This window comes from Pseudomonas retamae (genome assembly GCF_043496865.1).
Classification (GTDB): domain Bacteria; phylum Pseudomonadota; class Gammaproteobacteria; order Pseudomonadales; family Pseudomonadaceae; genus Aquipseudomonas; species Aquipseudomonas retamae.
Map to the genome: position 1 here is coordinate 78,593 of NZ_JBIEIL010000017.1, position 21,878 is coordinate 100,470.

Sequence of the window (21,878 nt, forward strand, 5' to 3'; positions counted from 1 at the left end):
TCTACCTGTTCAGACGGCGGCAATAACTGGGTCATGTTTGAACCGACACCACAGGGGTGGAAGGTCCTCGGGAACCGGCCGGTACTGGCCGATCTCGGACCAGCCGCCAGGGCCATGGAAGTCACTGCCGGCGCTGACCAGCAGACCGAACTCACGGGCAAGGATCGCCAGGCTGCCCACCTGTTCCGCAGGCTGATAGCCATTGACCACTTCAATGGCATGCCCGCCCGCTTGAATATAGTCGGCAATCAGCTTGCGGCGCTTGCTGCGGGTGAAATCGTAATGCCACGGATGCGCCAGACTGACCCAGGCACCGGCGGCGCGCAGCGTGCCGACGGTATCTTCCAGTGTCGGCCAGTGCAACTTGACGTCACCCAGCTTTCCGGCGCCAAGCCATTTGCGAAATGCCTCGGCGCGATCCTTTACAAAACCTTCACGCACCATCCAGTCGGCGAAATGCGGACGGGCCGGCGCGTTGCCGCTGTCGCCCAGTTCCTGCTGGATCTGCCGGGCGCCGTCGAGGGCACCGGGCATGCCTTTGAGGGCAAGTTTGCGGCTTATTTCTTCCGACCGCAGCCAGCGTCCATCGTGCAATCTGGCGATCGCTTCGACCAACGGCGCGGCGTTGACGTCGAAACCGTAGCCCAGCACGTGAATGGTCGCCCCGCCCCAGGTGCAGGACAACTCGACGCCGTTGATCAGTTGCATACCCAGTTCAGTAGCGGCCGTGCGCGCTTCAGCGAGGCCCTCAAGGGTGTCATGGTCAGTCAACGCCAGGACTTGCACGCCGTTTTCAAACGCACGCGCAACCAGAACCGCAGGCGCCAGGGCGCCGTCGGAGGCCGTGCTGTGGCAGTGCAAATCAACATTCACGGGGAGTTGTAACCTCAAATCAGCTGGCGCTATCGCGCGCCCATATGTTTGTTATTATGCCGCCACATCCAGCTTCTGGCTCTCACTGTGAAACAATTCATCGATTTCATCCCGCTTCTGCTGTTTTTCATCGTTTACAAACTTGATCCCCGGGTCGTCGATATCGCCGGCCAGCAAGTGACCGTAGGCGGAATTTACAGCGCCACGGCGATGCTGATCATCAGCTCCCTGGTGGTCTACGGTGCGCTGTTCATCAAGCAGCGCAAGCTGGAAAAGAGCCAATGGCTGACCCTGATCGCCTGCCTGGTGTTCGGCAGCCTGACCCTGGCCTTCCACAGCGAAACTTTCCTGAAATGGAAGGCGCCGGTGGTCAACTGGCTGTTCGCCGCGGCCTTCATCGGCAGCCACTTCATCGGTGACCGCCTGCTGATCAAACGCATCATGGGCCACGCGCTGACCCTGCCGGATCCGGTGTGGACGCGCCTGAACATCGCCTGGATCGGGTTCTTCCTGTTCTGCGGCGCCGCCAACCTGTTCGTCGCCTTCACCTTCCAGAGCATCTGGGTCGACTTCAAGGTGTTCGGCAGCCTGGGCATGACCGTGCTGTTCCTGGTCGCTCAAGGCATCTATCTGTCACGTCACCTGCACGACGCCGATACCACAACACCAAAAACCGAGGACTGACATGCTCTACGCCATCATTGCCACCGACGTCGCCAACTCGCTCGAAGCTCGCCTGTCCGCGCGCCCGGCGCATCTGGAACGCCTGCAAGCGCTCAAGGGCGAAGGCCGCATCGTGCTCGCCGGCCCACACCCGGCGGTCGACAGCAATGATCCTGGCGCTGCGGGTTTCACCGGCAGCCTGATCGTCGCCGAATTCGATTCGCTGAGCGCCGCACAGGCCTGGGCGGACGCCGATCCGTACATCGCCGCTGGCGTTTATGCCAATGTCGTGGTCAAGCCGTTCAAGCAAGTCCTGCCTTAAGCCTGCCCCCACGCGATGAACCTTGTCGGTTCATCGCGTTCTCAATCGCTCATTATTCTCGTTTGCCTGCCGACAACCTGCCCAATATCCATTGCAAACAGGTGTCGCGATGCGCAAGGGTCCGTTGTGTCTGATGTGGGTCACGTTGTCGATCATGGCGCCCGCCCATGGTGAGGAAATCACTGATGGCGGCAGTTCCACGCCATTGTCGCTGAGTGCCGGCAGCCAGATCACCGAGTTGCAGCAGCGCCTCAAGGCCAGCGAGCAACAACGAGAAGAACTGAGCAAACAACTGCAAAATGCCGACAACACCCGTGAAAGCGCCCAGCTTGCCCGGTTGCGCCAGGAGAACCAGCGCCTGAAGCTGCAACTCAAGGAAGCGCAGGCCAGTCCGCTGCCGCGTTTGCTGACCGATCAGCAACAGTGGTTCGTCACGGGCGCGGGGGTAGCGCTATTGGCGCTGCTCTGCGGTATCTTTGCCAGTGGAGCAAGCCGAAAACGTCGGCAATGGCTAAATTGAGTGAGTCATGAGCGAGCTGTTATTGATTGATGATGACCAGGAGTTGTGCGAACTCCTGAGTAGCTGGTTGAGCCAGGAAGGCTTCCAGGTGCGCGCCTGCCACGATGGCCAGAGTGCCCGCAAGGCCCTGGCCGAAACCGCCCCGGCGGCAGTGGTGCTGGACGTGATGCTGCCCGACGGCAGCGGTCTGGAACTGCTCAAGCAATTGCGCAACGATCACGCCGATCTGCCGGTGCTGATGCTCTCGGCCCGCGGCGAGCCGCTGGACCGCATCCTCGGTCTGGAACTGGGCGCCGACGATTATCTGGCTAAGCCTTGCGATCCGCGCGAACTCACTGCACGCCTGCGCGCCGTGTTGCGCCGTAGCCACCCGGCGGCGGTGTCGACGCAGCTTGAGCTGGGTGATTTGAGTTTCAGCCCGGTGCGCGGTGTGGTCAGCATCGATGAAAAAGAGCAGACGCTCACCGTCTCTGAAAGCCGTTTGCTCGAAGCCTTGCTCAAGCAGCCTGGCGAGCCGCTGGACAAGCAGGAACTGGCGCAGATCGCCCTTGGCCGCAAGCTGACTCTGTATGACCGTAGCCTCGACATGCATGTCAGCAACTTGCGCAAGAAGATCGGCCCTCACCCGGACGGCCGGCCGCGGATCGTTGCTCTGCGTAGTCGGGGTTATTACTACAGCCTTTGAGTCGGCGCAGTTTGCCTGTGCGGGTAGCTGGCTATGGTGCGTTTTGAGTGCATATCCGTTGCTGCGGTAACGGCTCCTTATGGTTTCGCTCTTACAGCGAGTCCCTTTTTCAAACGCCAAAAAGGAACCAAAAGGCTTTGCTCCTACGTACGGCCCTCGCAGGCTCGGGTTCCTTCGCTCCGATGTCGCTGGTTAGGCAAGATCAAGATCAAGGGCACTCGAGCTAACGCTCATTGTTGAGTGGTGAAGAGCGGAGCGGTTGGCTTGAGATTTGTGGTGGATTTTCCCCTCACCCCAGCCCTCTCCCCCTGGAGAGGGAGCCCATCTGCGTTGGCTTTGAAGTTTGCGTACGACTCGGTATCCCAAGTTGGCGTATCTCTCCAAGTCACCGCGGTCAGTCCCCTCTCCCTCCGGGAGAGGGCTAGGGTGAGGGCGCTTTTGACGTTGCTTTTGATCTTCAAGCGCCCGGGGTATGTCAGCTCGATGACAAAGCGTCTTTACCCAAGCTTTACGCTGCCCTGACCGCCGCTGACCTTGATCTGCGTAATCTGCACTCATCCGGAACGTACCGGGAACGAGACAAGGAGATACACCATGCGCAAGACTCTTATCGCTCTGATGTTCGCTGCCGCTCTGCCAACCGTGGCCATGGCCATGCCGCAGGATGGCGGCCCGATGGGTGGCCCGCTCGACGGTCCGCGCCACGGTGGTCAGATGCACGGTGGCATGCACGGCAAGGGCCCGTACAGCCAGCTCGATCTGTCCCGCGAGCAGCGCGAGCAGATCCGCAAGATCATGGGCGAGCAGATGCACGAGCGTAAGCAAGTGGTCGACAAGTACCTGGCAAAACTCTCGCCGGCGGATCAGAAAGCCATGAAGGACGAGATTGCGGCCAACCACAAGAAAGCCGAGTCGGATGTTCGCGCCCTGCTGAAACCGGAGCAGCAGAAGCAGTTCGATGAGATCCAGAAAAAGCGCGCTGAACGCCGTGCCGAGTGGGCCGAGTTCAAAGCGTGGAAAGCGCAGCAGGCGCAAAAAGCGCAATAATGGTTTGACCCTGGGCCCGACGGCTGACCCCGTCGGGCCTGTTCCATTCAAATCGAATGTGGGAGCGAGCCTGCTCGCGAAGGCGCTGTATCAGCCAGAGATATATTGACTGACACTGCGCCTTCGCGAGCAGGCTCGCTCCCACATTTGATCGGTGTGTTTGTTTTGAGGAGTTTCTGTGCGTTCACTGTTCTGGCGTATTCTCGCGAGCTTCTGGCTGGCGATTGCTCTGGTCGCGGGGCTGTCGATTCTGCTCGGGCACATGCTCAACCAGGACGCATGGATTCTCAGCCGCCATCCCGGCCTCAATACCCTGGCCAGTGAATGGACGCAAACCTACGAAGCCCAGGGCGAGGAAGCCGCGCAGGACATCCTCGAACAGCGCAAGCGCCAGTATCACATCGACGTTCAAGTGCTCAATGAAACCGGAGACCCGGTAGTACGCGGCACTTTCCCGCGCCGCGCCGCCGCGTTCGAAGCGCGGCAGAACAACGACGACCGCCGCTTGCCGTGGCGGCGTCTGACCGATGAGATCACCAGTGAAAAAACCGGTGACACCTACCTGTTCATCTACCGCATCCCGCACCCGGAACTCGACGCCTGGCATCGCGAAAGCCTGCTCTGGCCGCTGAGTGCGCTGGGCATTGCACTGGTGGTGCTGACGCTGTTCAGTCTGCTGGTGACCTTCTCGATCACCCGCCCGCTCAGCCGTTTGCGCGGTGCGGTGCATGATCTGGGGCAAGCCACCTATCAACAAAACAGCCTGGCCAAACTGGCCAACCGCCGCGATGAATTCGGCGTCCTCGCTACCGACTTCAACCGCATGGGCGCGCGTTTGCAGAGCCTGATTGGCAGTCAACGGCAGTTGCTGCGCGACGTCTCCCACGAACTGCGTTCACCGCTGGCGCGGCTGCGCATTGCCTTGGCGCTGGCCGAACGGGCGAACCCGGAAGAAAGGGAAAAGCTCTGGCCAAGGCTGACCCGCGAATGTGATCGGCTGGAAGCGTTGATCAGTGAAATTCTGGTGCTGGCGCGGGTCGATGCCGACAACGCCAGTGCGGAAGAGGTGGACCTGAATGCGCTGCTCGGCGCCTTGCAGAAGGATGCACAACTAGGTTCACCCGAGCAGACCGTGCGCCTGGAGGCTGAGCCGCAACTGAACCTCAAAGGCTGGCCGACGATGATCGAGCGTGCGGTCGACAACCTGCTGCGCAATGCTCAACGCTTCAATCCGCCGGAGCAGCCGATTCAATTGCAGGCTTCGCGTCAGGGCGAGCGGATTGTCATCAGCGTGCGCGACCATGGGCCGGGGGTGCAGGCTGAGCATCTGAGTCAGTTGGGCGAGCCGTTTTACCGGGCGCCGGGGCAGACGGCGGCGGGGCATGGCCTGGGCCTGGCGATTGCCAAGCGGGCGGCGGAGCGGCATGGCGGCACGCTGGCGCTGGCCAATCATCCGCAGGGTGGGTTTGTGGCGAGTCTGGAATTGCCGCTTGTTCCGGGTGCGGTGGTGCAGCCATAAGAGCCACCCTCACCCCAGCCCTCTCCCGGAGCGAGAGGGGGCCGACCGAGGTGTCTCGGGCTCCACGTCGACCTGAATGACCGAGTCGATTCTGGATTCGCAAAAACAACACATCCTGCGTCTGAATCGATTCAGGATTCAGCGAAAATCACTCAGGCCGGCGAACCTCTACAGCATCCCCCAATCAGTCCCCTCTCCCTCCGGGAGAGGGCTAGGGTGAGGGTGCTCTTGATCTTCAGGCTTTACCAGGCCAGGCACTGACGAACTCGCTCAGATCAACCTTCTCCGCCACACGCGGTTCTTTCTGCGGCGTGCCAAGGTACAAGAATGCGATGACTTCTTCGCCTTCTGCCAACCCCAAGCCTTTTGCCACATGACTGGAATACGCCAGATCCCCAGTCCGCCACACCGCACCAATCCCCTGCGCATACGCCGCCAGCAAAATCCCGTGTGCAGCGCAGCCAGCCGCAAGCAATTGCTCGGCCTTCGGGTATTTGACGTGTTCCTGCAATTTCGCAATCACCACCACCACCAGCGGCGCACGCAGCGGGCCGTTGCGGGCCTTGTCGATCATCGCTTCGGTGACTTCGCCGGCCTGCATTTGCGCAGCTTCGGCCAGCAACTCGCCCATCTGCTCACGCGCCGCGCCTTCGACGGTCAAAAAGCGATACGGCTGCAGATGTCCGTGATCCGGCGCGCGCAAGGCGGCGCCAAACAGGGCTTCGCGCTGCTCGGCAGTGGGGGCCGGTTCGACCAGTCGGGGAACGGAAACACGGTTGAGCAACGCGTCGAGAGCCTGCATCGGCCACCTCCTTTGAAAAATGTGCGGCTATTCTAGCTTTAACTGTGCAGCGCCTGCCGGTTTACATGCCCTGCCCCGCGGGTAGAATGGCGCCCTTCCCCCATCAGCCCGAGCGGACTTCATGGCGCTGCCGACCTTACGGATCATTGGTTTCATCATCGGCATCTTTCTGATCACCCTGGCTGTCGCCATGGTCGTGCCGATGGCCACACTGGTGATTTTCGAACGCACCAGCGACCTGCCGTCGTTCCTCTGGGCGAGCATGATCACCTTCGTCGCCGGCCTCGCGCTGGTGATTCCCGGAAGGCCGGAACACATCCACTTGCGCCCACGCGACATGTATCTGCTGACCGTCAGCAGTTGGCTGGTGGTGTGTATTTTTGCTGCACTGCCGTTTCTGCTGACCCAGCACATCAGCTATACCGACTCGTTTTTCGAGAGCATGTCGGGCATCACCGCCACCGGTTCTACTGTGCTCAACGGCCTGGACACCATGTCGCCGGGCATTCTGATGTGGCGCTCGCTGTTGCACTGGATCGGCGGCATCGGCTTTATTGGCATGGCGGTGGCGATTCTGCCGCTACTGCGTATCGGCGGCATGCGCCTGTTCCAGACCGAGTCCTCGGACCGCTCAGAGAAAGTCATGCCGCGCTCGCACATGGTGGCACGGCTGATCGTGGCGGCTTACGTCGGCATCACCATTCTCGGCAGCCTGGCGTTCTGGTGGGCGGGAATGAGCCCGTTCGATGCGATCAACCACGCAATGTCGGCGATTTCCACTGGCGGATTTTCCACCTCCGACCAGTCGCTGGCGAAATGGACGCAACCGGCGGTGCATTGGGTAGCGGTCGTCGTGATGATTCTTGGCAGCCTGCCGTTCACTCTGTACGTGGCGACGTTGCGCGGCAATCGCAAAGCGCTGATCCGCGATCAGCAGGTGCAGGGATTGCTGGCGATGTTGCTGATAACCTGGCTGGTGCTCGGCACCTGGTACTGGTGGACGACCAAACTGCACTGGCTCGAAGCCCTGCGGCATGTGGCGCTGAACGTGACCTCGGTGGTCACGACCACTGGTTTCGCCCTGGGCGACTACAGCCTGTGGGGCAACTTTTCGCTGATGCTGTTTTTCTATCTGGGTTTTATCGGCGGCTGTTCCGGCTCGACGGCGGGCGGGATCAAGATTTTCCGCTTTCAGGTCGCCTATATCCTGCTCAAGGCCAACCTCAATCAGCTGATCCACCCACGAGCGGTGATCAAGCAGAAGTACAACGGCCACCGCCTCGACGAAGAAATCGTGCGCTCGATTCTGACTTTTTCGTTCTTCTTCGCCATCACCATTTGCGTGATCGCCCTGTTGCTGTCGCTGCTCGGCGTCGACTGGATGACCGCGCTGACCGGCGCCGCCAGTACCGTGTCCGGGGTCGGCCCGGGCCTGGGCGAAACCATCGGCCCGGCCGGCAACTTCGCCACCCTGCCGGATGCGGCCAAGTGGATTCTGTCGTTCGGCATGCTGCTCGGCCGACTGGAGATCATTACGGTGTTTGTACTGTGTATTCCGGCGTTCTGGCGTCACTGACCGCGTTCGGCGCCTGCAGCAACCGCGCCCGGTAGTCGCCGGGCGTGGTGTCGAACCAGCGGCGAAAGGCGCGGAAAAAGTTGCTCGGGTCAGCGAAGCCCAACAGGTAGGCGATTTCCAGCAAGGTCATGCTTGGTTGCGCCAGATACTGTTCGGCGAGTTCGCGGCGAGTGTCATCAAGCAACTGCTGAAAACTGGTGCCCTCCTCCTGCAAGCGGCGCTGCAAGGTGCGTTGCGACAAGTGCAGGGTCTGCGCCACGGCGTCGCGCTTGGGCTCGCCCTGCGGCAGCAAGCGGCACAGCACCTGACGCGCCTTGTGCGTCACGCGGCTCTCGGAAAACCGCGCCAGATATTCTCCGGCAAAACGATCATGCAACAGCGCCATCGCTTCGTTGGCGGTGGGCAGCGGCGCCTCCATGTCGGCGCGCTTGAAGATCAGCGCGTCGTACGGCGCGTTGAACACCAGCGGCGCGTGGAAGGCTTGTTTATACGGTTCAAGATCGGCGGGCTGGTCGCCCTGCACCAACACTTTGACCGGATGCAGCGGGCGCCCGCTCAGCCAGCCGCACAGGGCCAGTGCACAGGCCAGCGAAGCTTCGGCGCTTTGCCGGGTCGGCGGCAGATGATCGCCGTGCACGGTCAGAATCAGTCCGTAACCTTCATCGAGCAGACGAAAACTCAGGTCGGCACTTTCGGCGATGATGCGCTGATAACGCACCAGCCGTTGAAAACCTTCGGCCAGGGTATTGCTCGACATCAGCGCATAACCGGCAACATGAAACGAGGCCGGTCGCACCACCTTGCCCATGTTCAGGCCGATCGCCGGGTTGCCGGACAAATCGACCGCGCGTTGCCAGAGCCGGGTCATGGAGTCTTGCGTAAAACGCGCATCCGGGTCATCCAGCGCTGCGTAATCGAGCCCCAGTTGCTTGAACAGAACCCGGCAATCCAGGCCGTCCATCTCCAGCGCTTTGACAATCCCCATCGCCCAGCTTGCAGAAGTCGTTCGTTCGCTCATGGCGTTTTTCTTATACATGATGGGCCGCATGTTACGGCCCGATTTGCGAAGGATACTAAAGTGGCGCCGATTGTCACTGGCCCACCCCCATGATCACTCTAGACTTAAATACGCTACCCGCCGCACAACTCGTCGCCAGAACAATAACCACAGAGACCGCAGTCGTGGAAAACGTAAAGCAATTCAACAGTTTCGCCGAGTTCTACCCGTATTACCTCGCCGAACACAGCAACAGCACTTGCCGGCGCCTGCATTTCATCGGCACTTCGCTGGTGATCTTCATTCTCGCCCTGAGCATCGCCAAAGGCGCATGGCTGCTGTTGCTGGCCCTGCCGCTGGCCGGTTACAGCTTCGCCTGGGTCGGGCATTTCTTCTTTGAAAAGAACCGACCGGCGACTTTCCAGCATCCGCTGTACAGCCTGCTCGGTGACTTCGTCATGTACCGCGACATGATTCTGGGTCGCGTAGCGTTTTGAAGGAGGGTCTGCCCATGAATGCCAATGCCCGCTTTACCCACATGAAGGACGGCACCGAGGAAGACTGGGCGATCATCGCCGCTGATTTCAGTGCTTACGCCAAACAACTGCCGGCGCGGATCATCACTCACTTGAAGCTGCTTGAAGGCGATTTCGGCGGTTTTCCGGTAGATCGTCTGACCCACTCGCTGCAAACCGCGACCCGTGCGTTTCGTGATGGCCGCGACGAGGAGTATGTGGTTTGCGCGCTGCTGCACGACATCGGCGACACCCTCGGCTCGTACAATCACCCGGACATTGCTGCAGCGATTCTCAAGCCGTTCGTCAGCGCCGAAAATCTGTGGATGGTCGAGAAGCATGGGGTGTTTCAGGGGTATTACTTCTTTCACCACTTGGGCATGGATCGGCATCTGCGTGAGCAGTTCAGAGAGCACCCGCAGTTCCAGGCGACCGCCGAGTTTTGCGCCAAATACGATGCGGCGGCATTTGATCCGGCGTATGACACGCTGCCGTTGAGCTTCTTCGAGCCGATGATGGAGCGGCTGTTTGCGCAGCCGAAGAACTCGATCTACAAAGCCGCAATGGAGCAACACAGCCCAGCCTGAACATACCGCCGATCAAAATGTGGGAGCGAGCCTGCTCGCGAATTCGGTGTATCAGATATATCAGTTTCGTCTGACACTGCGCGTTCGCGAGCAGGCTCGCTCCCACAAGGGTTCTCTGTTGCTCAGGCGAGTTCGGTGACCTTTGCCGCCTTGAGCTGCGCCTCGCGCGCCTGCGCATCCGCCAGCCGGTACAACTCGATCGTGCCATCCCAATGCTCGATCAACGCGGTGCACGATTCCACCCAGTCGCCGCAGTTGAGGTAATCCACCTCGCCCACCTTCCGAATCTCGGCATGGTGGATGTGCCCGCAGACCACGCCATGCAACTCGCGCTTCACGCATTCGTGGGCGATCGCTTCTTCGAAGTCGCTGATGAAACTTACCGCGGTCTTGACCTTGTGTTTCAGGTACGCCGACAGCGACCAGTAACCGTAGCCATAACGCGCCCGCCAGTGGTTGAGCCAGCGATTGAGGGTCAGGGTGAATTCGTAGGCCGAGTCGCCGAGGAACGCCAGCCAGCGGTGGTAACGGGTGATCACGTCGAACTGATCGCCATGAATCACCAGCAGATGACGACCGTCGGCGGTGACGTGCACCGCCTCGTCGACCAACTGGATATTGCCCAGAATCAGTTTCGAATAGCGGCGCAGGAATTCGTCGTGGTTGCCCGTGACGTAGATGACTTCAGTGCCGCGCTTGCTCATCGTCAGCAAGCGGCGGATTACGTTGGTATGCGCCTGCGGCCAGTACATGCCGCCGCGCAGTTTCCAGCCGTCGATGATGTCGCCGACCAGATAGATCTTGTCGGCGTGATAACCCTTAAGGAACTTCGACAAGTGTTCCGCCTGGCAATCGCGCGTGCCCAGATGCACGTCGGAAATCCACAGGGTTCGCACCCGTTGCTTGCGGCTGGGTCTGGCGAGCTCGGCGCTGGTCATGGACAACCCTCTGCGATGTTTTCGCCATCGTGCACCGGCCCGGTGAACCGACCATGACAAGCGCAAGTCAGTCGTGTGACAACGCATCCTTGCGGCGCCGGTGTAGACTGGCGACCACTGCGGAGACTGCCTGCCATGCGACCGATCCTCACCCTGCGTCACTACACCCACGACCTGATCGTGCACAGCCACGACCATGCGCAATTGGTATTCGGGCTGTCCGGTGCGCTGGATTTCGAGGTTGAAGGTTGCGGCAGCCAGGTGCGCCAGCAAAGTTTTGTGGTGATCCCGACCGGCGCCCATCATGCCTGTGGCAGCCCCGGCGGCAGCCGCTGTCTGGTGCTCGACGTCCCCGACGGAGGGTGGCTGACGGATTCGCTCGGTGAGCATGCCGACGCCAGTCGCCGTTTGCTTGATCAGCCAGGGCGGTTGTCGCTGGATGCGGGGCAAAGCCAGTTGGTCAGTTGGCTGGCAAACAGCCCGGTCGCCGATCCGTTGATTGCGCAACAAGGCGCGGTGTTGCTGCTGGCCAGCCTGAACCACGCGCGGCCTGCCGAACTCGCTGCCCGCCGCCTGCCCTATGCCGCGCTGGATGCGCACATCGAGCAATACGCCGCTTATCCGCTGCAGGTCGCCGATCTGGCCCGGGTTGCGGGCTTGTCCAGCGCACGACTGCATGCACGCTTCATGGCTGAGTGCGGGCAGACGCCGATGGACTACATGCGCAGTCGGCGCCTGCATCTGGCAGTGCAACTGTTGCGCGACACGGCGTTGCCGATTGGCGAAGTTGCCAGCCGGGTCGGCTATGCCTCGCAAAGTGCCTTTTCTGCTGCGGTGCTGCGTGAGTTCGGCGCGTCTCCGCGTCAGTTGCGCCGCGATTCCTGCGACAAAAGTCGCTAGCCTGGCGACAGACTTGCCGGGCGATCCGCGGTTCAATGCAGTAGCTGCCGCAGATGATTGATCGTTCCCACGCTCCTGCGTGGGAACGCAGCCCGTGACGCTCCGCGTCACTGGACGCAGAGCGTCCCTGGAGGCATTCCCACGCGGAGCGTGGGAACGATCAAAGCCCCATCTATTTGAAATAAAAGGATCGCAATGACTCCGCGTACCGCCCTTGGCGCCCTGCACATCGGCGCTCTGATGTTTGGCCTGACCGGTGTGTTCGGCAAACTCGCTGCCGCCTCGCCTGCGGTGATCGTCTTCGGGCGCGCCGCGTTCGCCGTGCTCGCCCTGACCTTCTTTGCCCGCTTCGCCAGTCAGCACGGCTGGCAAAAAATCCAGGCCGTGGACTGGCGTCGCCTTGCACTCAGCGGCGTATTGCTGGCCGGGCACTGGGTGAGTTTTTTCCTCTCGGTGAAAGTCGCCGGCGTGGCCATTGCGACTTTGGGTTTTGCCAGTTTCCCGGCTTTCACGGTGATTCTCGAAGGGCTGATCTTTCGCGAACGCATCCGCGCCAACGAGATGCTGCTGGTGCTGCTGGTCAGTGTTGGTCTGATTCTGGTGACTCCGGCGTTCGATCTGGGCAGTGGCGCGACCATTGGCTTGCTCTGGTCGGTACTGTCGGGTCTGCTCTTTTCGCTGTTGTCACTGACCAACCGCGCCAGCTCCGGGCGAATTCCGGCGGTGCAGGCGGCGTTGTGCCAAAACGTCGTGGTGGCCCTGTGTCTGCTGCCGGTCGCGGCACCGCAACTGAGCGCAGTGCGCGCGCTGGACTGGTTGTGGATCGCCCTGCTCGGGGTGTTGTGCACCGGGGTTGCGCACAGTCTGTTCGTCGCCAGTCTGGCGGTGATCAAGGCGCGCACGGCGGCGGTGGTGTTCGCCATGGAGCCGGTCTACGGCATCACCATCGCCTGGCTGCTGTTCGATGAAAACCCGACGCCGAGAATGTTGCTGGGCGGTGCGCTGATCATCGTCGCCATCGTCGTCTCAGCGCGGATGTCCGGGCATGCCGAGAAGAAAGCCGTCGCCGCCGAGGCCGCGTCTCACTGAGTGCGGTCGTTGTGGCCGAGGTCGCGCTCCGGGTCGATTCGGTCACGAACCCTTTGTTTCAGCACCTTGGCCTCGGGAAAACCGCCGTCAGCCTTGCGCTCCCAGATCTGCACGCCATCGCAACTGATGTGGAAGACTCCGCCGGTGCCCGGCACCAGTGACACTTTGCCGAGGTCGTCGCCGAAGGTGCTGAGCAGCTCCTGCGCCAGCCACGCGGCGCGCAGCAGCCATTGGCACTGCGTGCAATAAGTGATGACAACTTCTGCTTTTGCGACAGTCATGTTCGCTGAAACTCCTGAGACAGAGGGCGCCGCTATAATAGCCGGCTTTATCGCTTGCCCCGAGACTCACAATGCGCCGTCTGCTGTTCTGCCTGCTGCTTGGTTTCCTGCCATTTTTCGTTGATGCCAGCGAAGCGCCGCGACCGAAAATCGGTCTGGTGCTGTCCGGCGGCGCAGCGCGCGGGCTGGCGCACATCGGCGTGCTCAAGGCGTTGGAGGAACAAGGCATCAAGATCGACGCGATTGCCGGCACCAGCATGGGCGCCGTTGTGGGCGGGTTGTACGCGTCAGGCTACAAGGTCGATGAGCTGGAAAAACTCGCCCTGAGCATCGATTGGCAAGCGGCGTTGTCCGACGCGCCACCACGCGAAGACGTGCCGTTCCGGCGCAAACAGGACGACCGCGACTTTCTGGTGAAACAGAAACTCAGCTTCCGTGACGACGGCAGCCTCGGCTTGCCGCTGGGGGTGATCCAGGGCCAGAACCTGGCGCTGCTGCTGGAAAGCCTGTTGGCGCATACCAGCGATACCCGCGACTTCGACAAGCTGCCAATCCCCTTCCGCGCCGTCGCCACCGACATTGCCAACGGTGAAAAAGTGGTGTTTCGCAAAGGTCACTTGCCCCAGGTGATCCGTGCCAGCATGTCGATCCCGGCGGTGTTCGCCCCGGTCGAACTCGACGGCCGGCTGCTGGTGGATGGTGGCATGACCGACAACATTCCGCTCGATGTGGCGCGGCAAATGGGTGTCGATGTAGCCATCGTGGTCGACATCGGTACGCCGTTGCGCAATCGCAAGCAACTGGCCACGGTGGTCGACGTGTTGAATCAGTCGATCACCCTGATGACCCGCAGCAACTCCGAAGAACAACTGGCTGCGCTGAAATCCACCGACGTGCTGATCCAGCCGGCACTGGCCGCGTACGGCGTGACCGATTTCGGCAAGACCCAGGAGATGATCGACGCCGGTTATCGCGCGACGCGCATCCTAGATAAGCGCCTCGCCGTGCTCAAACCCACGCAATCCCACGACGCCGAACTCAACGCCGCGCGCTCACCCGGGCAGCGCACGCCAATCATCACGGCGATCCGTGTCGAGAACGACTCGAAAGTCGACGACGATGTGATCCGCTATTACATCCGCCAACCCGTCGGCGAGCCGCTCGATCTGGCCCGTCTGCACTCGGACATGGGCACGCTGTACGGCCTCGATTATTTTGAACAGGTGCAATACCGCGTGGTGCACAAGGGCAACGATCACACCTTGGTCATCAGTGCTCGCGGCAAACGCAGCGGCACCGATTACTTGCGCGTCGGCCTCAACCTGTCGGACGACATGCGCGGTGACAGCGCCTTCAACCTCGGCGCCAGCTACCGCGTCAATGGCATCAATCGCCTCGGCGCGGAATGGCTGACCCGCGCGCAGATCGGCGATAAACAGGAGCTGTACAGCGAGTTCTATCAACCGCTGGACGTTGGCTCGCGCTACTTCGTCGCGCCGTACGCGTCGTTCGAAGCGCAGAACGTCGATTCGGTGCTGGATAACGACCCGATCGCGCAATATCGCGTCGAGCGCTACGGTTTCGGCCTTAACTTCGGTCGCCAGATCGGCAACAACGGCGAAGTGCGGTTTGGCGTCGGCGAAGCCTGGGGCAAGGCTGACGTGCGCATTGGCGATCAGGATCTGCCGAGTGAAAACTTCAACGAAGGGTTCTATGCACTGAAGTATTCCTACGATTCGCTGGATAACGTTTACTTCCCGCACGAGGGCAAGGACATCAGCCTGACCCTGGTGCAGTACGAGCCGGGGCTCGGTTCGGATACGCGTTATCGGCAGTGGGATTTCAAGATCGACAAAGCCATGAGTCATGGCCCGGACACGCTGATCCTCGGCGGGCGCTATGGGCGCACGCTCAACGACGCGAATGTGGTGACGTCGAGCTTCCTTCTCGGCGGTGCGCGGCAGTTATCGGGCTTCCGTGAAGACGCGATTTCCGGGCAGAACATCAGCCTGATGCGCGCGGTGTACTACCGCCGCCTGACGCCACGCGCCTATCTGCCGCTGGACTTCCCGCTGTATGCCGGCGCCTCGCTGGAACGCGGCCGGGCATGGAACAACGACAATGAATTCGACAGCGGCTACATCAACGCCGCCAGCGTGTTCATCGGTTTCGACACACCGCTGGGGCCGCTGAATTTCAGTTATGGCTTGAATGATGCGGATGAGCAGGCGGTGTATCTGAATCTGGGGCAGACGTTCTAGGCCGGTGTTGCCCGGCAGTCAGTCTTCGCGAGCAGGCTCGCTCCCACATTGAATTGCGTTTCCCTGTGGGAGCGAGCCTGCTCGCGAAAGCGTTATCGGATGCGCTACAAAACTGCCGAAATCAGCGAATCCCCGCCAACAACGTGCGCGCCGTTTGCTTCAGCGGTTCATCGCCCTCTTGGAGCAATTCATTGAGCAGTGCGATTGCACTGTCGATGTTGCCGTCGTCGATGCAGGTTTGCGCCTGTTCAAGCTTCTGTGAGCCGCCAGATTCAGGTGCCTGCAGGTCCAACGGCTCAAGCACTATCGAAGGCTTGGGATCAGCGAACTCATTGAGAAAGTCATCGTCCAGCGGCTGTGCATCCGGTTCGGGAATCCACTCAAGCTCCGCTTCTTCCCCGGTCGTCGGTTCGGGCAGCTCGAAATCCTGAGGCAGTACTTCCAGCCCTGCGCCGAGGACGGAGTTTTCGGCTGAAGGGGCTTGACGGGTATCTTCGAGGTCCCAGCTGGACTCCATCGACAATTCGCCCAGCTTCAGTTCGAAGTCGTCCTCGGCCGGTGGTTGAGCAACTACCGCAGGCGCGGCCGCGACAATCGGCACTGCAGACGCCAGCGCCGCGCTGCCGGCCAGTTTCGGATGGCGCGCGCGCGTTTCCCGTAACGGCTGTTCGTCGACGCCAAGTTCGCGCAGGTGATTTTCCTCCTGCTCATACGCGGCGCTGTCGCCCTGACGCCCGAGCACCTCAAGCAATTGCAGGCCGAGGTCAAGGCGCTCAGGCTCCTTGTGCAACGCGTCACGCAAGAGCCCCGCCGCTTCGTTCAGCCGGCCATAAGCGAGATAGATTCCCACCGCCTCCAGCACATCCCCGGCTGTCGGCTCTTCGCGATGGTCGGCACTGACTTGAGTGGCGCCAGGCTCGGCAGTGTCCATCGCGTCGGTTGGCGGCTCGGCAAGGGGTGCCATCTGCGCCAGAGGCTGTTGGTTCCGTTGACGATGCTTGCGCACGAACAGCGCCGCCAAAGCACCGAGCAGGAGCATCAGCGCGCCAAGCAAAGGCCAGTTCAAACCGTCTTCGGCAGGCTCGACCGGCGCGACCGCTGGTGCGGGCGTGGGCGTGGGCGCGACAACGGTGGGTGGCGGGGCTTTCTGCAGCTCGGCCAAGCGCGTCTGCAGGTCAGTGATCTGCTTCTTGCCGTCAGCAATCTGTACATCCTGCGCCTGCACCTTCGCGTTCAATTCGTCGACGGTTTTCTGCAACTGCTGGTTCAGCAACTCGCTGGCGGCCAATTGCTCTCTGCTGTCATCGACCGCTGCAGGCGTTGCCGCAGGCGCCGTCTCGCGTTTGCCCTGAGCGGCCTGCGCCGGGGTGACGGGCTCCACGGTGGGAAACGCCGAAGATTGTGCGCGTGGATCAGGCTCATCGGTCGCCGGCACGATACCCGGTGTACCCGGAGGATCGATCAACACCGTGTATTCACGCAGCAAACGCCCATTGGGCTGATTGAGCTGTACGAGGAAATTCAGAAAGGGTTCGTTGACCGGTTTGCTTGACGTCACCCGGATCATCTGGCGCTGGCCACGCAGGATCGGAATGAACTTGAGGTCATTGAGAAAAAACACCCGCTCGACCCCGGCCTGAGCGAATTCGTCTGCCGTGGCCAGGCTCACCGCCAGATCGTTTTGCGTCAGCCCGCCGACGTCCACCAGGGCAATGTCGGCCTTGAGCGGCTGATTGAGGGCTGAATGAACGGTGATGTCACCCAGCCCCAAGGCCATCGACCAAGCCGAATAACTGATTACGCCAGCGGCCAGCAGCCATTTGGCGCCACTGCGCAGTACCACGTGCCGACTTGCGAGCATGAGCATCCCTTAAATAAGCAAAACCGACTTCTATGCGTTCGCACATCCGGTACGAACACGATATTGCCCAGTAGTTCTTATAGTCGGCTCTGCGCGATCTCTCCAAGAATCGGCACGTGGATATGCCTCAGGATTTTTCCAGGTTGCCGAGAATGTGCCCGTGAACACGCATGCACACCTTCAGATCCGCCTCGTCGACGCCATCGAACAGCTCGAGACGCAGTTGCGTGGCAATGGTTTCGATTTGTTCGATCAACGGCAGAGCCGGTGCGCACAGGACAATTTTTTTCGCCCGGCGGTCTTCCATCACCGATTGCCGTTGCACCAGGCCTTGGGTTTCCAGACTATCGAGCAAGCGGGCCAGGGTCGGCCCTTCGACGCCAACGCTTTGCGCCAGCTCACGCTGGGTCGGCGCGTCTTCGAACCGTGCCAGGTGCAGCAGCACCAGCCAGCGCGCCTGGGAAAGCCCCAGCCCGGCCAGTCGACGGTCAAGTTCGGCACGCCAGCCACGGGACATCTGGGCCAGTTGCATGCCAAAGCGGTGTTGATCGGTTAACGGCATAAAACACTCACGGATAGACTGAAAATACGGAAAATCTAATTATTAGTCAGCTAAGCATGGGTGGCAGTTATAGGCAAGTGGCGGTCTGTACTGAATCGTTACAACTGCTCATAGATCAAAAGCACCCTCATCGGAACGGCCCGATCACATCTCAAATTCAGACTGCAACGCCGCCCGCACGCAATACAACACACCTTCCGGGACCCGCCCGGCAAACAGCTCAGCCACTTCGGCGACCGACGGCAACTCGCCCTCCCCGTCAAGGAACGCGTCCTGCACTTCGCCCATCAGCTCTTCCGGCAGATCCAGCGCCTGCTCGAGTGACAGCTGCTGCTTGCCGATCGCTTCGGCCAGCATCGTGTAGACGTTCTTTTCCGAGCACTGCAACTGCCCGGCAATCTGCAGCGGCGTCATGCCGGCGCGGGCCAGAGTGATCAGTTCGTGGCGCACATCGGCGACCGGTTTCGGCGCCTCGGCCTCGCCGCCGAGCACTTCAAGGAAGGCATCGCCGTAGCGTTCCAGCTTGCGCGCGCCGACACCGCTGACCCGGGCCATTTCCGCCAGCGAGGTCGGCTGGCTGCGGAGCATTTCCAGCAGGGTCGAATCGGGGAAGATGACGTACGGCGGCACGCCGTGTTCTTCGGCCAGTTTGCGCCGCAGTGCGCGCAGTGCTTCCCACTGTTCGCGCTCTTCGCCACGCACCAGTTGGCTGGCCGGGCTCTTGCTGGCAGTTTTGGCGGTGGCTTGCGGTTTGAGATCGCGACGCAGCTCCAGAGTCACTTCGCCCTTGAGCAACGGCCGGCAACTGTCGTTCAAGCGCAGACCGCCATACCCTTCATGATCAACATCCGCCAGACCGCGCGCCACCAACTGGCGGTACAGCGAGCGCCACTCGCTCTCGCTGAGGGCCTTGCCGACGCCGTACACCGACAGATGCTGATGCCCGAAGCTGCGGACTTTCTCGTTGTCCTTGCCCAACAGCACATCGACCAGATGCCCGACGCCATAACGCTGACCGGTGCGAAAAATTGCCGACAATGCCTGACGCGCAGGCTCGGTGGCGTCCCAGGTCTGCACACCATCGACGCAGTTGTCGCAATGGCCGCACGGCTCGGGCATGTCTTCGTCGAAATACGCGAGCAGGGTCTGACGTCGGCAGCGGGTTTCTTCGCACAGCGAGAGCATGGCGTCGAGCTTGTGTTGCTCCAGACGCTTGTGGCGCTCGTCGCCTTCAGAGTTCTGCAGCAGTTGCTTGAGCATCACCACGTCTTGCAGACCGTAGGCCATCCAAGCATCCGCCGGCAAACCGTCCCGGCCGCCGCGACCGGTTTCCTGGTAATAGGCCTCAAGGGATTTCGGCAGGTCGAGGTGCGCAACGAAACGCACGTTGGGCTTGTCGATGCCCATGCCGAACGCCACCGTAGCGACCATTATCAGGCCCTCCTCGTTGAGGAAGCGCTTCTGGTGATAGGCGCGCAGATCATTGGGCAGACCGGCGTGATACGGCAGCGCCGGGAAGCCCTGTTCGCTGAGGAACGCTGCAACCTCTTCGACCTTTTTGCGCGACAGGCAATAGACGATGCCGGCATCGCTGCGTCGCTCGGCAAGGAACGCCAGCAATTGCTTGCGCGGCTGCTCCTTGGGCACGATGCGGTAGAAGATGTTCGGCCGGTCGAAGCTCGACAGGAAGCGCTCGGCATTCTGCAGGTGCAGGCGATCAACGATTTCTTCGCGGGTGCGCTTGTCGGCGGTTGCGGTGAGGGCGATGCGCGGAACATTGGGGAACAGCTCCGCCAACTGGCCGAGTTGCAGGTATTCGCGGCGGAAATCGTGGCCCCATTGCGACACGCAATGCGCTTCGTCGATGGCGAAAAGGGCAATTTCCAGACTTTGCAGGAACGCCAGCATGCGCGGCTGGACCAGGCGCTCGGGCGCCAGATAGAGCATCTTCACTTCACCGCGCTTGATCCGCGTGGCGAGATCGCGCTGCTGTTCGGCGCTCAACGTGGAGTTCAACGCAGCGGCAGCGACACCCAGCTCTTCGAGGGTGGCGACCTGATCGTCCATCAGCGCGATCAGCGGCGACACCACTACCGCCAGCCCCTCGCGCAACAGCGCCGGCACCTGGAAGCACAGCGACTTGCCGCCACCGGTAGGCATCAGCACCAGCGCATCACCGCCGCTGGCCACACGCTCAATGATTGCACCCTGACGGCCACGGAAACTGTCGTAGCCGAAGATGTCCTTGAGGACGCGTTGAGCCTGTTCGAGCATAAAAACTCCAAAAATCTACCGGTACATCCCTGCTCAGGCTGGTTCAGAACAGCCGCGACCGCTTAAACAAAAGGTAAGAAGCCGTTGCATGACCAGCGCGATGCGGGCAGGGAGCGCAAAACGCGGCAGTATACCCGAGGCCTCTCGTGCGCAGGGTGCCGCTGATAAGACACCGAGAAACCTGCCACACATAAACCGTGTGGGAGCGAGCCTGCTCGCGAAGGCGGTGTGTCAGGTTCGATTGCATTGACTGGACCGACGCCTTCGCGAGCAGGCTCGCTCCCACATGGACTTGTATACCGTCCAGCAATTGCGGCAAATCTGCCAGGCGGCTGGCTTGAGCGCGCAAGAAGGCCTAGAATTCCCGCATTGTTTATTCCCCAAGGTAGCCCCGTAATGTCCTTCGCTGAGCAACTGACCCGCCTGCAAGTCTTTCTCGACGCCGACGAGCTGCACGACGAGGCGCTGGATTACGTCGCCGCCCACGGTTACCTGACCGCGCTGTCGATCTGCTCCGAAGACGTGCCGGAGCGTGAGTGGATCGACGCGCTGTTCGCTGAAGAGCCGCATTACAGCGACGAAGCCCAGCGTGCCGAAATCGAAGCCACATTGATCGGCCTCAAGGCGCACATTGCTCGCCAACTGGCCTCGGATGAAGAATTCGAATTGCCTTGCGAACTGGATCTGGGCGAAGAGCCGGACGATTCCGAACTGCGCGGCTGGTGCATCGGCTTCATGGAAGGCGTGTTCCTGCGTGAAGCCGCCTGGTTCGAAACCGCCGAGGAAGAAGTCAGCGAAATGCTCCTGCCGATCATGGTCGGTTCCGGCCTGTTCGACGAGCAGCCCGAGTTCGAAGACATCGCCAAGGACGCCAACCTGATGGACGACATGATCGTGCAGATCCCGGAAGCCCTGACCGCGCTGTACCTGCTGTGCCAGGCGCCTGACGAAAAACCGGCGATCCTCAAGCCACGTCACCACTAAGACCCGGCCTATGGACAACCCCATAGGCAACCGCTCCCTGATGTTGCGCTACATCCTGTTGGCCGTCGGCTGGCTCAGCGTGACATTGGGGGTGATCGGCATCTTCCTGCCGGTCCTGCCCACCACCCCTTTCCTCCTGCTCGCAGCAGCCTGCTTCGCGCGCAGCTCCCCGCGTTTCTATCAATGGCTGGTCGAGCACCCACGGCTCGGGCCATGGATTCGCGATTACCTTGACGGCAACGGTATTCCGCTCAAGGCCAAGGTCTACGCGATCGGGCTGATGTGGGTGAGCATTCTGTTCTCGTGTTATCTGGTGCCGCTGGTGTGGGCACGCGGGTTCATGTTGACCTGTGCGGTGCTGGTGACGGTTTATATTTTGCGGCAGAAGACGTTGCGCAGGCCGTGAAGCCCCACTCCTGCATTGCAGGCAATTGACCGCTCGTCGGATTACCGCTCGCACTAGTAAGAAGTGACCGTAGGCAAGAGGCGTTGGCCGGCATGTGATTGGCGGACATTTATCTGCCGGTCTATGAGGGTCAGGAACAGGCCATGAATATTCATTCCGACACCGACAAGTGTGCTGAACTGGCGCCCCCCATGATCGTTCCCACGCGCAGCAAAG

At 61.1% G+C, this 21,878-nt stretch carries 22 protein-coding genes; 14 read left to right on the forward strand and 8 right to left on the reverse strand.

Translation table 11 applies throughout. The features are described 5' to 3' along the window. Positions 1-9 precede the first annotated feature (9 nt). Complete coding sequence (locus tag ACGSLL_RS26050; protein ID WP_394508431.1) at positions 10-873, reverse strand: PHP domain-containing protein; 864 nt, start codon at positions 871-873, stop codon at positions 10-12. 87 nt (positions 874-960) lie between these two features. On the opposite strand from ACGSLL_RS26050, the gene ACGSLL_RS26055 reads away from it, so the two are divergent. The 6 genes from ACGSLL_RS26055 (at position 961) to ACGSLL_RS26080 (ending at position 5,629) form a co-directional block, all read left to right on the forward strand. Then, on the forward strand, positions 961-1,557 hold the full coding sequence (locus tag ACGSLL_RS26055; RefSeq protein ID WP_208938274.1) for a septation protein A: 597 nt from the start codon (positions 961-963) through the stop codon (positions 1,555-1,557). A 1-nt stretch (position 1,558) separates the two neighbouring features. Further along, positions 1,559-1,858, forward strand: coding sequence for a YciI family protein (locus ACGSLL_RS26060; RefSeq protein ID WP_258450105.1), 300 nt, complete (start codon positions 1,559-1,561; stop codon positions 1,856-1,858). 109 nt (positions 1,859-1,967) lie between these two features. Next, positions 1,968-2,378, forward strand: a complete 411-nt coding sequence (locus tag ACGSLL_RS26065; protein WP_394508432.1) for a translation initiation factor 2 — start codon at positions 1,968-1,970, stop codon at positions 2,376-2,378. Between the two features lie 7 nt (positions 2,379-2,385). Beyond that, positions 2,386-3,063, forward strand: a complete 678-nt coding sequence (locus ACGSLL_RS26070) for a response regulator transcription factor (RefSeq protein WP_208938276.1) — start codon at positions 2,386-2,388, stop codon at positions 3,061-3,063. A 594-nt stretch (positions 3,064-3,657) separates the two neighbouring features. Next, on the forward strand, positions 3,658-4,110 hold the full coding sequence (locus ACGSLL_RS26075) for a Spy/CpxP family protein refolding chaperone (protein WP_394508433.1): 453 nt from the start codon (positions 3,658-3,660) through the stop codon (positions 4,108-4,110). Positions 4,111-4,288: 178 nt separating this feature from the next. Next, the gene (locus ACGSLL_RS26080) at positions 4,289-5,629 is read left to right on the forward strand and encodes a sensor histidine kinase (protein WP_394508434.1); all 1,341 of its coding nucleotides are present in this window, start codon (positions 4,289-4,291) and stop codon (positions 5,627-5,629) included. A 235-nt stretch (positions 5,630-5,864) separates the two neighbouring features. Here ACGSLL_RS26080 and ACGSLL_RS26085 read toward each other — a convergent pair whose 3' ends face one another. Beyond that, positions 5,865-6,431: a nitroreductase family protein gene (locus tag ACGSLL_RS26085; protein WP_394508435.1), complete on the reverse strand. Its 567-nt coding sequence runs from the start codon at positions 6,429-6,431 to the stop codon at positions 5,865-5,867. Positions 6,432-6,552: 121 nt separating this feature from the next. Between ACGSLL_RS26085 and ACGSLL_RS26090 the strand changes: the two genes are divergently transcribed. Beyond that, positions 6,553-8,007: a TrkH family potassium uptake protein gene (locus ACGSLL_RS26090; RefSeq protein ID WP_394508436.1), complete on the forward strand. Its 1,455-nt coding sequence runs from the start codon at positions 6,553-6,555 to the stop codon at positions 8,005-8,007. On the opposite strand, the gene ACGSLL_RS26095 is transcribed toward ACGSLL_RS26090, so the two are convergent. Next, the gene (locus ACGSLL_RS26095) at positions 7,964-9,025 is read right to left on the reverse strand and encodes an AraC family transcriptional regulator (RefSeq protein WP_394508437.1); all 1,062 of its coding nucleotides are present in this window, start codon (positions 9,023-9,025) and stop codon (positions 7,964-7,966) included. The two genes, ACGSLL_RS26090 and ACGSLL_RS26095, sit on opposite strands and share 44 nt — an antisense overlap. Positions 9,026-9,189: 164 nt before the next feature. On the opposite strand from ACGSLL_RS26095, the gene ACGSLL_RS26100 reads away from it, so the two are divergent. Next, a complete protein-coding gene (locus ACGSLL_RS26100) occupies positions 9,190-9,501 on the forward strand; it encodes an Mpo1-like protein (RefSeq protein WP_208938280.1) in 312 nt (103 codons plus the stop codon). 14 nt (positions 9,502-9,515) lie between these two features. Next, the gene (locus tag ACGSLL_RS26105) at positions 9,516-10,106 is read left to right on the forward strand and encodes an HD domain-containing protein (protein ID WP_394508438.1); all 591 of its coding nucleotides are present in this window, start codon (positions 9,516-9,518) and stop codon (positions 10,104-10,106) included. A 122-nt stretch (positions 10,107-10,228) separates the two neighbouring features. Here the strand turns inward: ACGSLL_RS26105 and ACGSLL_RS26110 are convergent, their stop codons facing one another. Further along, positions 10,229-11,044: a UDP-2,3-diacylglucosamine diphosphatase gene (locus ACGSLL_RS26110; RefSeq protein ID WP_093103584.1), complete on the reverse strand. Its 816-nt coding sequence runs from the start codon at positions 11,042-11,044 to the stop codon at positions 10,229-10,231. Between the two features lie 135 nt (positions 11,045-11,179). Here ACGSLL_RS26110 and ACGSLL_RS26115 point away from each other — a divergent pair, with 135 nt between their 5' ends. Beyond that, positions 11,180-11,944, forward strand: coding sequence for an AraC family transcriptional regulator (locus tag ACGSLL_RS26115; protein ID WP_394508439.1), 765 nt, complete (start codon positions 11,180-11,182; stop codon positions 11,942-11,944). A 195-nt stretch (positions 11,945-12,139) separates the two neighbouring features. Continuing rightward, complete coding sequence (locus ACGSLL_RS26120) at positions 12,140-13,033, forward strand: DMT family transporter (RefSeq protein WP_394508440.1); 894 nt, start codon at positions 12,140-12,142, stop codon at positions 13,031-13,033. Here ACGSLL_RS26120 and ACGSLL_RS26125 read toward each other — a convergent pair. Next, complete coding sequence (locus ACGSLL_RS26125) at positions 13,027-13,314, reverse strand: Rdx family protein (protein WP_208938285.1); 288 nt, start codon at positions 13,312-13,314, stop codon at positions 13,027-13,029. The genes ACGSLL_RS26120 and ACGSLL_RS26125 overlap by 7 nt on opposite strands. A gap of 71 nt (positions 13,315-13,385) precedes the next feature. Between ACGSLL_RS26125 and ACGSLL_RS26130 the strand changes: the two genes are divergently transcribed. Further along, entirely contained in the window at positions 13,386-15,575 is a 2,190-nt protein-coding gene (locus ACGSLL_RS26130) for a patatin-like phospholipase family protein (RefSeq protein WP_394508441.1), read from the forward strand. 121 nt (positions 15,576-15,696) lie between these two features. Here the strand turns inward: ACGSLL_RS26130 and ACGSLL_RS26135 are convergent, their stop codons facing one another. From ACGSLL_RS26135 to recQ, 3 genes are all read right to left on the reverse strand, one after another. Then, positions 15,697-17,436, reverse strand: coding sequence for a FimV/HubP family polar landmark protein (locus tag ACGSLL_RS26135; protein ID WP_394508442.1), 1,740 nt, complete (start codon positions 17,434-17,436; stop codon positions 15,697-15,699). 127 nt (positions 17,437-17,563) lie between these two features. Continuing rightward, positions 17,564-17,998: a MarR family transcriptional regulator gene (locus ACGSLL_RS26140; RefSeq protein WP_208938288.1), complete on the reverse strand. Its 435-nt coding sequence runs from the start codon at positions 17,996-17,998 to the stop codon at positions 17,564-17,566. Positions 17,999-18,142: 144 nt separating this feature from the next. Beyond that, positions 18,143-20,272, reverse strand: a complete 2,130-nt coding sequence (gene recQ, locus ACGSLL_RS26145; protein WP_394508443.1) for a DNA helicase RecQ — start codon at positions 20,270-20,272, stop codon at positions 18,143-18,145. A 396-nt stretch (positions 20,273-20,668) separates the two neighbouring features. Between recQ and ACGSLL_RS26150 the strand changes: the two genes are divergently transcribed. Together ACGSLL_RS26150 and ACGSLL_RS26155 are read left to right on the forward strand one after the other, a co-directional pair. After that, positions 20,669-21,256: a UPF0149 family protein gene (locus tag ACGSLL_RS26150; RefSeq protein WP_039761053.1), complete on the forward strand. Its 588-nt coding sequence runs from the start codon at positions 20,669-20,671 to the stop codon at positions 21,254-21,256. Between the two features lie 10 nt (positions 21,257-21,266). After that, positions 21,267-21,662, forward strand: coding sequence for a YbaN family protein (locus tag ACGSLL_RS26155; protein ID WP_394508444.1), 396 nt, complete (start codon positions 21,267-21,269; stop codon positions 21,660-21,662). Positions 21,663-21,878 lie beyond the last annotated feature (216 nt).

Coding starts and splice junctions, on each gene's coding strand:
- ACGSLL_RS26060 (WP_258450105.1), top strand. CDS start 1,559: ATGCTCTACGCCATCATTGCCACCGACGTCGCCAACTCGCTCGAAGCT.
- ACGSLL_RS26065 (WP_394508432.1), top strand. CDS start 1,968: ATGCGCAAGGGTCCGTTGTGTCTGATGTGGGTCACGTTGTCGATCATG.
- ACGSLL_RS26070 (WP_208938276.1), top strand. CDS start 2,386: ATGAGCGAGCTGTTATTGATTGATGATGACCAGGAGTTGTGCGAACTC.
- ACGSLL_RS26075 (WP_394508433.1), top strand. CDS start 3,658: ATGCGCAAGACTCTTATCGCTCTGATGTTCGCTGCCGCTCTGCCAACC.
- ACGSLL_RS26085 (WP_394508435.1), bottom strand. CDS start 6,431: ATGCAGGCTCTCGACGCGTTGCTCAACCGTGTTTCCGTTCCCCGACTG.
- ACGSLL_RS26090 (WP_394508436.1), top strand. CDS start 6,553: ATGGCGCTGCCGACCTTACGGATCATTGGTTTCATCATCGGCATCTTT.
- ACGSLL_RS26095 (WP_394508437.1), bottom strand. CDS start 9,025: ATGAGCGAACGAACGACTTCTGCAAGCTGGGCGATGGGGATTGTCAAA.
- ACGSLL_RS26105 (WP_394508438.1), top strand. CDS start 9,516: ATGAATGCCAATGCCCGCTTTACCCACATGAAGGACGGCACCGAGGAA.
- ACGSLL_RS26110 (WP_093103584.1), bottom strand. CDS start 11,044: ATGACCAGCGCCGAGCTCGCCAGACCCAGCCGCAAGCAACGGGTGCGA.
- ACGSLL_RS26115 (WP_394508439.1), top strand. CDS start 11,180: ATGCGACCGATCCTCACCCTGCGTCACTACACCCACGACCTGATCGTG.
- ACGSLL_RS26120 (WP_394508440.1), top strand. CDS start 12,140: ATGACTCCGCGTACCGCCCTTGGCGCCCTGCACATCGGCGCTCTGATG.
- ACGSLL_RS26125 (WP_208938285.1), bottom strand. CDS start 13,314: ATGACTGTCGCAAAAGCAGAAGTTGTCATCACTTATTGCACGCAGTGC.
- ACGSLL_RS26130 (WP_394508441.1), top strand. CDS start 13,386: ATGCGCCGTCTGCTGTTCTGCCTGCTGCTTGGTTTCCTGCCATTTTTC.
- ACGSLL_RS26135 (WP_394508442.1), bottom strand. CDS start 17,436: ATGCTCGCAAGTCGGCACGTGGTACTGCGCAGTGGCGCCAAATGGCTG.
- ACGSLL_RS26140 (WP_208938288.1), bottom strand. CDS start 17,998: ATGCCGTTAACCGATCAACACCGCTTTGGCATGCAACTGGCCCAGATG.
- recQ (WP_394508443.1), bottom strand. CDS start 20,272: ATGCTCGAACAGGCTCAACGCGTCCTCAAGGACATCTTCGGCTACGAC.
- ACGSLL_RS26150 (WP_039761053.1), top strand. CDS start 20,669: ATGTCCTTCGCTGAGCAACTGACCCGCCTGCAAGTCTTTCTCGACGCC.
- ACGSLL_RS26155 (WP_394508444.1), top strand. CDS start 21,267: ATGGACAACCCCATAGGCAACCGCTCCCTGATGTTGCGCTACATCCTG.